Source organism: Hydrogenivirga sp. (assembly GCF_056450045.1).
In genome coordinates this window covers 1-8,070 of record NZ_JBWONM010000092.1, presented here as the reverse complement: position 1 = coordinate 8,070, position 8,070 = coordinate 1, and the positions used below count along the sequence as shown (strand labels likewise).

The following is an 8,070-nucleotide window of genomic DNA, read 5'->3' as shown; positions in this document are numbered from 1 at the left end:
TGAGGGCATCCCTGTCCGTTGTATCATCACCTATGTATATCACGGGCTTTTGCCCGTCCCATCCTATAAACTCAAGGAAGTTCTTCACCGCAGTTCCCTTGTCAAAGCCGCCGTAAACAGCCTCAAGAACCTTTTTCCCCTCAATCACCTTCTTCGGCGGGTGCTTCTCTATAAACTCCCTGAAGGCTTCCTTTACCCTCTCTTCCTCTTCCTTCCCGACCTTCCTGTAGTGAACAGCAAAGCATCCCTCCTTTTCCTCAATTATCACCCCCTCAACGGATGAGAGCTTCTCCTTCAAGGGACTTAGGTCAGGAACCTCCGCTGTTGCAAACCTCTTGAGGAGTCTGTCGTCCTTGTATATGCTCGCTCCGTGGGAGGTTATGGCGTATATGGTGGGAGGTATATCCCCGAAGACATCGCTCAGGCTCTCAATATCTCTGCCGGTGATTATGGCTAAGGTGTGCCTCTTTGAGAGCTCGGTGAGAAACTCCTTCCTCGCTGGCTCTATCTTAGCCTCCGCCGGGTCTGGGACTATGGAGGTTAGGGTCCCGTCGTAGTCAAGAAGCAGTATCATAGGGTAAGGATATTATAATTGCAATTCGGATGAATAGGCTGAAGTTGCTCCTTCTCCTTTTTATCTTTTTACCACTCTTCGCTTTCTCTCAAGATACCTTTCATTACGTCCCCGGAAGGGGGCTCAAAATACAACCTATAAATTCTACGCTCGGCGGATATGTAACCGTATCGTATGAAAAAAGCGATTTTCATGAAAGCTTTGAGTTTGACGATTTAGCCCTTCTCATCTACGGGCGCCCTCTGGGCAGGCTTAAATACTTTTTTGAACTTGAAGTAGATGACTTTTACTCGGTAAAAGATGGGAAGAAAAGATTTAGAAAGAGAGTTGATGTAGAAAGGGGTTACCTTGAACTTCTCTTTTCGGATGCTTTCAGACTCAGGGTGGGAAGATTCATAACGCCAGTAGGTCTGTGGAACCCTATTCATATAAACGTCCTCAAATGGACGACCTCCGATCCTCTGACCGCCACAGAGTTCTTCCCGAAGTTTACAACGGGGCTGGAAGTCTTCGGGAACCTTCCGTCGGATTTTAGCTACTCCCTCTTTGCTCAGAACAACAAAGGGATAAGCGAGGGTTACAACAACTTCTTAACGAGAAAAGTAATAGGAGGTGAGCTGAGGAAGGAGCTGGGCGAGAAACTGAGGGTAGGACTAAACGGTGGGTGGTTTGATATAGAAAGACCCAGAGAAGAGCTGACCTTCTTCGGAGCGAATATCCTCTACAGGACGGTGGGGCTCGAGCTTTCTGCAGAGCTCATGTACGGCATTGAAAAAGAAAAATATCTCCCGGAAACAAGGTGGAGTTATAGGCTCTCTTATTATGCTCAGGGAGCTTACAGGCTCTTCAGGGGCAACTACGCTATAGTAAGGTACGGTTTCTTCAGGGACAGATCGGACTTCAAGCGTTACAGGATACTCACCTTGGGCTGGAACTTCCGCCCCTTCTACTACACAGCCCTCAAGGTTGAGTACCAGCTGAGAGAAAAGAAAGAGTTGAATACTTTTCTCACCTCTTTTTCGTGGATGTTCTGAGGATGGGTGGTGTGATTGTAGCTTTGCTTGCTGTGCTCGCGGTGGCGGTCGGATGGGCGGGGGATATAGTGTTTATAGTAAACAAAGATTCAAACACCAGAAGCACCACCCTTTCGGAACTCAGGAAGATATACCTGAGAGAAAAAGAGTTTATAGGAGATAATTATGCAGTGCCCGTGAACCTGCCCGCCGATAATCCTATCAGAAAGGTGGTTGAAAGGAATGTGCTTAAGATGGACAGGGAAGAGCTCGAGCTTTACTGGAACAGGAAGTACCTTGACGGTACTGAACCTCCCGTGGTCCTTTCCTCAGAGAAGGCGGTCAAGGAATTTGTCAGAAAGGTTAAGGGAGCCATAGGCTACATTGATGAAGAGAACCTTGAAGAAGGCTTCAAGGTCATCTATCGTTTGAAGAGATGAGCAGGCTAAAAAGAAGCTTTCGTCTCAAGGTAACCTTATCTTTCTTACTTGCAGGGATGCTCCCCTACCTTGCCTTCTCCCTTCTATCCCTGTCTCAGGTCAAGGAGATAATTGAAGAGGACATGAGGCAAAGCCTCCAGACCAAAACTTACATACTCGTTCACGAAGTTACAGAGGTCGTCCAATCCCTTGAAGAGGGCATGGATCACTGGGCAAGCTTGAGCCTTATGAATGACATAGTCGTCAGGGACATAGACAAGAGGATCGCCCGATTTCTTAAGGAGGTTAAGAAGGATTTAGGATTCAGAGGGTATATTGTCGTGGTTGACAATGAGGGCTCCATAGTTGCGTCCTCAGAAGCAAAGCTCATAGGGAAGACTTTCAGGGCGGAGATGTTTCCCCAGAAGGAATTTCTACGACTCGAGGCTCCGGTGAGGGCATCCTTTGGTCAGAGGCAGGAGCTGGGAAAGATAGTCTTGCTTTACGCCTGGGACAACTTTGCAGGCTACCTGATGGATAGAGAGGTCTTTGTGTCCCTTGTAAACCCCAAGCTAAAAGTTGTCGTTGGTTCCCGTAAGCTAAGGCTCGAGTCCCCCACAGAGGGTTTTGGCTCCGATGCGAGATACATATACTACTGTGCGAGGTTAGATACCCCTCCGCTGGAAGGGTGGTTTCTCGCTGTAGGTATGGACAGGGAGAGGGCTCTCAGCCCGCTCTACAGCATGCTCCTCGGTCTTGGAGGTTCCGCCCTCGCCGGTGTGGTCGCCATAGTGGGGGCTTCTCTCTTCGTGTCCGCCAAGACCCTCAGGTCCATCGGTGAAGTTTCGCAGACCGCAGATTACATCATGGAGACGAAGGACTACACGCAGAGAGTACCGGTGCACGGCGACGACGAAATAGCCCGGCTGTCGGTGAGCTTCAACAACCTGCTGGAGGAGGTTCAAAGGTCTATAAGGGAGCTTGAAGAGGAGAGCGTAAGGAGGTTAAAGCTCTTCAAGAAGCTCGTTGAGATAATCACACTCATACTGAAACAGGAGGAGGAGCAGGAACTGCTGAAGATTGCGGAGGAAAGGCTGAGAGAATTTCTCGGGGCGGATGTAAGGATAGAAAGAGATACAGAAAGTAGGGTGGGATACGAGATAAGGGCTCAGGTCTTCTCAGGGGAAGCTCTGAAGGAAGAGGTCGTTGGCTACATACGGATTGAAGAGAGCCTGCCCGAGATTGAGGAGTTTATAAAGTCCGTTAGGGACATGCTCTCCTTTCAGATAAGCAGGTTGAACCTTCTGAAGTTTCAAAACTATTTGAAGGAAAAAGCAGAGTCCGCCTCCAGGGCTAAGTCCCTGTTCATAGCCAACATGTCCCATGAGCTTAGGACTCCTCTCAACGCCATAATAGGGTTTGCCCAGCTCATAAACTCAGACCGTTCCCTGCCCGATGAGGTCAGGGAGATGGCTCGGCGCATAGAGGTATCCGGAAAGCACCTGCTGGAGATAATAAACAACATCCTTGACCTTGTAAAGCTTCAGGCTGGGAAGATGAGGGTTAAACCCCAGAAGGTAAAGTTGAACACCCTCATTGAGGAGGTTGAGTACATGCTCCTGCCCACACTGAAGAAAGAGGGACTTACCGTAGAGCTTGAAAAGCCGCCTCTGGAGGTAAGAACGGACCCGAGCCTCCTCAAGCAGATATTGCTCAATCTGCTCACAAACGCCGTTAAGTTTACCGAAAGGGGCTCCGTGAGGTTGAAGGTTGAAAGAAGGGGAGGCTATCTGAAATTCAGAGTGATTGACACAGGCATAGGTCTGACTGAAGAGGAGAAAAGCAGGCTCTTCAGAGCCTTTGAACAGATCGAGAACCCGATGCAGAAGCTCTACAGGGGAACGGGTTTGGGGCTTGCCCTCACAAAAGAGCTCGTGGGTCTCCTCGGGGGTGAGATAGGGGTGGTTTCTGAAGGTAAGGGAAAGGGTTCGGAGTTCTGGTTCACTATCCCCTGTTGAGTAGGGTCTCAATTTTTTCCCGCAGAAGGCTCAGGTCCACGGGCTTTGTCAATAAAGAGTTGGCAAGCCCTTCACACCCGGGACAGGTTTCGTCAAGGGCTGTTAGGATTATCACCGGTATATCCTTTACCTCCGGGTCTTCTCTTATCGCTTTGAGGGTGGTAAAGCCGTCCATGTTCGGCATCATAGCGTCCAAAATTATGAGGTCAGGTCTTTGAGTTTCAAGTAGGCTGAGAGCCCTAAGCCCGTCCTCCGCCTCAAGAACGCTGTAGCCCATCCTATGCAGGAAAAGCTTTATTAATAACCTGTTCTGCGGGTCGTCATCAACCACGAGGACCCTTTTCATCTTAGCAGCACCGCTCCGACTTTATCCCTCAGGTCTCTACCTATAAATCTATCCCCCTCTCTATCTATCGCCAGATAGCTCCTTGAAAGCTCTTTTAGCTTTTCCAGAGGAAGACAGAAGCAGGCGGTCGCGAGGGCATCAAGCTCCGCCCCCTTAAAGCCCCTTTCAACAAGGGTGAGACTCTTCCAGAGGTTTTCCTGAAAGCCCCTCAGAGGGTTGAGTATGTGGTGATTCTCCTCTTTTCCTATGAACCTCTCGTAGCTCCCGCTCGTGGTTATCGTGGTCTTATCCTCGGTGGTCTCAATAATGGCGATATTCCCTTCCCCGGAGGGGTCCTTTACCCCTATCCTCCAGCGCCTGCCGAAGGTGCATATCTCACCCCCTATGGAGACGAGAACCTTTGTCGCACCCGCATCAAGAAGGAACTCTGCAAGCCTCTGAGACGCCCAGCCCTTTGCTATCCCCCCGAGGTCCAAGAACATGCCCTCCTCCTCAAGGAAGACCTCCTCTCCGGATACCTTCACCTTCCTGTAATCTATAAGGTGGCTGACTTTTTCTATCTCCTCGGGAGAGGGAAGCCTTTCCTTTCTGCCGAAGCCAAAGAGCCTGTGAACTACTACACCCACCGTAGGGTCAAAGAGTCCCCCCGTGATCTCAGCCATCCTGACCGCTTTCTCTATCAGCTCTACAACATGAGGAGGGCACCTCACCGCAGAAAGACCTGCATATCTGTTTATACGGGATATGTAGGAGTTTTCCCTGTAAACGGAAAGCTCAGCCTCTATCTTCTGAGCGATTCTAAAGGCTTCTTCCAGTTTTACGGCGGGAAGGTCCGCCTTTATCAGTATCTCCGTTGACATGACCCTCTCTGAAAAGGTGTTCATGCTTCTTTTGAGTATTCCAAACATCGCTCTACCCCCTAAAAGCTATAGCTGAAGGTAGCTCTCTCTTTGGAGATCGTTCCCCTGAACCTTGTTGTAAATGTGAGCGTGAATACGCCGCTCAGGACGGCGCTCGCGATGACATCCCTCCAGTAGTGTGCCCGTGCGTGAACCCTGCTGACGCCCACCAGTAAGGCGAGGGCTACCGATGGAACACCCCACCTTGGACCGTACCTTCGCCAGAGGAACCACGCTCCCGCAAAAGCTGAGGCGGTGTGCCCGGAAGGAAAGGAGTGCTCTCCGCCGTTGGGTCTTTTTTCATTTACGGTATATTTGAGCAGGAGTGTGGTAGCCATCGTTGAGCCGTAGCTCTCTGCAAACTGCAGCGTCCCCTCGCGGTCCTTGAGATAGAGGGTCTTCCCGAGGGCGGTGAGGGGCAGGGCTATCTGCATTACGTCCCCGTACAGGGTGAAGAGGTCCTTAGAAAGGGAGGGGGCAAAGACCCCTCCCAGTATCAGAAGCTGTAGTCCAAGGATAAGCTTCCGAACCATGCCTCTATCCTGTCCTTTCCGTACCAGTTCTTTATGTAGCTGTTGGAAGAGGTCAGGTAGTAGTTTACCGCACCCTTGAGCTTGAATCCCGAAAGACCGAAGCCCTTTATGAAGAAAAGACCGAAGGTTTTTGAGCTGAAGGCGGAGAGCCTGTAATCCACAACGACGTATCTGTCCGTGAGACTGTAATCCTGCAGGTTCTTTGTAAAGTCAGCCTTGGTCTGGGTGTAGTATCTGAACCTTATCCCTGCGGTCAGTTCCTTGGCAACGTCCCTAAGAAGTTTCACATCGACTGTATGAGACTTTATACCCCAGTCGTCGGTGTAGTACCTGTAGGAGAAGTTAAGGCTCATCGGCTCGCTTATGAGCTTCACGAACTTCACCGTAAAGGCGTGCCCTCTTCTGGTCTGGGGCAGAGTCTCAAACCTTGCGAAGTCCCTTTTCAGGAGGTAGTGATAGGGGGAGCCGAGGAAACCTTCCGAGTATAGGTTTGAGTAGATGAGCTGGAGCATCGCTGTCGGAGATAGGAGCTGAGAGAGGGAAAGGTCTATCTTCCTCTCCTTCCTGTCGCTTCTGGGCAGGTCCCTCCTGAAGACGGGTTCCCACTTGTCAAAGGACTGGGAGAAGCTGATGCCCACCGCGGTGTTCTGGAGGTTGAGCTGGCGGACGTAGCTTCCGAAGACAGACCTGCCGGTGTAGTCCCTCTCCGTTGAGTAGTAAGCACCGAGGGTAAGGGTATTGTCTCCGTCGTCATAGACTCCGATGATAGTTGGTGCGTAGCGAACGTCGTCAAAGGTTCTTCTCGCTGTCGCTCCCGTTACTGCATCCGACCTGACAGGGGACCCCCCCTTCCTTATGCTCGCCGCGGATATGGCGTCTATCCTCATCTTTATGCCTATGAGGAACTTCTTCGTCAGGGTCTTGAAGAAGGAGAAGGTGGGGGAGTAAACCTGAACGTCCGTGTTGTCCGCATAGAAGTCAAAGCTGAGTCCCCCCTTATCTTCAAGAGAGCTTGCGAAGGCTTTCAGAGGAAAAAGAAGGGAGAGGAGTCCGAAGAGCCTTCTTATCTGCATCCGCATCCACCCTGAAAGGAACTCTCACCGCCGGCGGAAGCCTCCTTTATGAGGAAGACGTGTCCCTCCTGCTCAGCCTCCGACTCCACGGGGTCTATGAGCATCTTGTCCTGAGCGAAGTACTCCCTCTCGTAGGGTTGAACCCTCACGAGCTTCTCGGAACAAGAAAAGAGCACAGAAGAGAGGAGGGCAAGGAGAAGAAGCCCCTTCATTTCAGCACCTCCTCTATGGCACTTCTCAGGGTCTGAATGTTCTCCTCGGTGAAGCTGGAGGGAAAGTACTTGACCAAGGTGCCTTCCCTGTCTATCAGGTAGGAAGAGGGCATGCCTATGGGTCTGTATCTCCTTATAACTTCCTTCTTTCCATCGTAGAGGACAAGGAAGTTTACCTTCTTGCCCGTTACCTCTTCAAGCTCTCTCAGGAACTCCCTTGCCTTAGATGGGCTCCTGTCAACGTTGATCGCCACTATCAGGAATCCCCTATCCGCATACTGGCTCTGGAGCTTTACAAACTCCGGCATCTCCGCCCTGCAACCCGTGCACCAGGAAGCCCAGAAGTTCAGCAGGACAACCTTTCCCCTGAAGTCCGCAAGGCTGTAGGTCCTTGTTCCCCCAAGGTCGGGGAGTCTGAAATCTGGAGCGGGGGCGTTCATCTTCGGGATAGAAAAGGCAAGTCCGATAAAAAGAACCAGAATATAAAGTGCCTTCTTCATCTTTCACCTCCTATCTGCAAAGGTTTGTATTCAGCTGGGGATAGATGAAACCGGGGGCACCGCCCTGAGTGTCGGGATACCTGTGGCAGGCGTTGCAGGAGAACCTGTTATTAGAATCCGCAGGATTGTTTCTCGGGTCATAGGAGCTAATACCGTTGAAAAAGTGCCGGGTCAGGCTCTGGGCTAAGGTCGTTCCGTCCTTGGTAATTATCCTCACATAGTAACCCCCGTAGGGGGTGATGTCCGATAGGAGCCTCTTGAGGATGAATACATTACCTTTGCCTCTGTATCCCTTTGAGTTGGGGTCTCTGTAGCTGCGAGAGTCGTAAACAACATTGTAGGAGCTGTCAAGAAGCTGGATATATAGCTCCCCCCCGCAGACCTGAGCCATATCGTCGGGGTTTGATACATCCTTAGACTTAAACACCGTTCCCGCCATAAGCAGGTGCCTTTCGGGCTTGAGGTCAACGTTATGACAGCTGA

11 protein-coding genes are annotated in these 8,070 nt (G+C 50.9%); 3 read left to right on the top strand and 8 right to left on the bottom strand.

Annotated elements, in window-relative coordinates; genetic code table 11:
* The coding region (gene otsB / locus AC1HCM_RS03940) for a trehalose-phosphatase (protein WP_479460478.1) at positions 1-574 on the bottom strand (574 nt) is incomplete at its 3' end.
* Between the two features lie 383 nt (positions 575-957).
* Between otsB and AC1HCM_RS03935 the strand changes: the two genes are divergently transcribed.
* Genes AC1HCM_RS03935 through AC1HCM_RS03925 form a run of 3 tightly spaced genes read left to right on the top strand, consistent with a single transcriptional unit; the run spans position 958 to position 4,024 of the window.
* On the top strand, positions 958-1,608 hold the full coding sequence (locus tag AC1HCM_RS03935; protein WP_479460477.1) for a hypothetical protein: 651 nt from the start codon (positions 958-960) through the stop codon (positions 1,606-1,608).
* Between the two features lie 11 nt (positions 1,609-1,619).
* Complete coding sequence (locus AC1HCM_RS03930) at positions 1,620-2,027, top strand: type 2 periplasmic-binding domain-containing protein (RefSeq protein ID WP_479460476.1); 408 nt, start codon at positions 1,620-1,622, stop codon at positions 2,025-2,027.
* A gap of 56 nt (positions 2,028-2,083) precedes the next feature.
* Entirely contained in the window at positions 2,084-4,024 is a 1,941-nt protein-coding gene (locus tag AC1HCM_RS03925) for a HAMP domain-containing sensor histidine kinase (protein WP_479460475.1), read from the top strand.
* Here AC1HCM_RS03925 and AC1HCM_RS03920 read toward each other — a convergent pair.
* The 7 genes from AC1HCM_RS03920 to AC1HCM_RS03890 form a co-directional block, all read right to left on the bottom strand.
* Positions 4,011-4,370: a response regulator gene (locus AC1HCM_RS03920; protein ID WP_479460474.1), complete on the bottom strand. Its 360-nt coding sequence runs from the start codon at positions 4,368-4,370 to the stop codon at positions 4,011-4,013. The genes AC1HCM_RS03925 and AC1HCM_RS03920 overlap by 14 nt on opposite strands.
* Positions 4,367-5,278 (bottom strand): FAD:protein FMN transferase, encoded by a 912-nt coding sequence (locus AC1HCM_RS03915; RefSeq protein ID WP_479460473.1) that lies wholly within the window; start codon positions 5,276-5,278, stop codon positions 4,367-4,369. Before AC1HCM_RS03915 ends, AC1HCM_RS03920 begins: the two co-directional genes overlap by 4 nt.
* An 11-nt stretch (positions 5,279-5,289) precedes the next feature.
* Positions 5,290-5,802 carry a phosphatase PAP2 family protein gene (locus AC1HCM_RS03910; RefSeq protein ID WP_479460472.1) on the bottom strand — a complete coding sequence of 171 codons (513 nt, stop codon included), beginning with the start codon at positions 5,800-5,802 and terminating at the stop codon, positions 5,290-5,292.
* Positions 5,766-6,875 carry a DUF3570 domain-containing protein gene (locus AC1HCM_RS03905; protein ID WP_479460471.1) on the bottom strand — a complete coding sequence of 370 codons (1,110 nt, stop codon included), beginning with the start codon at positions 6,873-6,875 and terminating at the stop codon, positions 5,766-5,768. The genes AC1HCM_RS03910 and AC1HCM_RS03905 overlap by 37 nt, the downstream gene beginning before the upstream one ends.
* On the bottom strand, positions 6,866-7,087 hold the full coding sequence (locus AC1HCM_RS03900) for a DUF4266 domain-containing protein (RefSeq protein ID WP_479460470.1): 222 nt from the start codon (positions 7,085-7,087) through the stop codon (positions 6,866-6,868). The genes AC1HCM_RS03905 and AC1HCM_RS03900 overlap by 10 nt, the downstream gene beginning before the upstream one ends.
* On the bottom strand, positions 7,084-7,587 hold the full coding sequence (locus AC1HCM_RS03895; RefSeq protein WP_479460469.1) for a peroxiredoxin family protein: 504 nt from the start codon (positions 7,585-7,587) through the stop codon (positions 7,084-7,086). Before AC1HCM_RS03895 ends, AC1HCM_RS03900 begins: the two co-directional genes overlap by 4 nt.
* 10 nt (positions 7,588-7,597) lie before the next feature.
* Positions 7,598-8,070: hypothetical protein (locus AC1HCM_RS03890; protein WP_479460468.1), on the bottom strand; the 473-nt coding region annotated here is incomplete at its 5' end.

What these genes read in the sequence shown, in the direction of transcription:
- AC1HCM_RS03925 (WP_479460475.1), top strand. Translation starts at nt 2,084, where the DNA reads ATGCTCCCCTACCTTGCCTTCTCCCTTCTATCCCTGTCTCAGGTCAAG.
- AC1HCM_RS03920 (WP_479460474.1), bottom strand. Translation starts at nt 4,370, where the DNA reads ATGAAAAGGGTCCTCGTGGTTGATGACGACCCGCAGAACAGGTTATTA.
- AC1HCM_RS03915 (WP_479460473.1), bottom strand. Translation starts at nt 5,278, where the DNA reads ATGTTTGGAATACTCAAAAGAAGCATGAACACCTTTTCAGAGAGGGTC.
- AC1HCM_RS03910 (WP_479460472.1), bottom strand. Translation starts at nt 5,802, where the DNA reads ATGGTTCGGAAGCTTATCCTTGGACTACAGCTTCTGATACTGGGAGGG.
- AC1HCM_RS03905 (WP_479460471.1), bottom strand. Translation starts at nt 6,875, where the DNA reads ATGCAGATAAGAAGGCTCTTCGGACTCCTCTCCCTTCTTTTTCCTCTG.
- AC1HCM_RS03900 (WP_479460470.1), bottom strand. Translation starts at nt 7,087, where the DNA reads ATGAAGGGGCTTCTTCTCCTTGCCCTCCTCTCTTCTGTGCTCTTTTCT.
- AC1HCM_RS03895 (WP_479460469.1), bottom strand. Translation starts at nt 7,587, where the DNA reads ATGAAGAAGGCACTTTATATTCTGGTTCTTTTTATCGGACTTGCCTTT.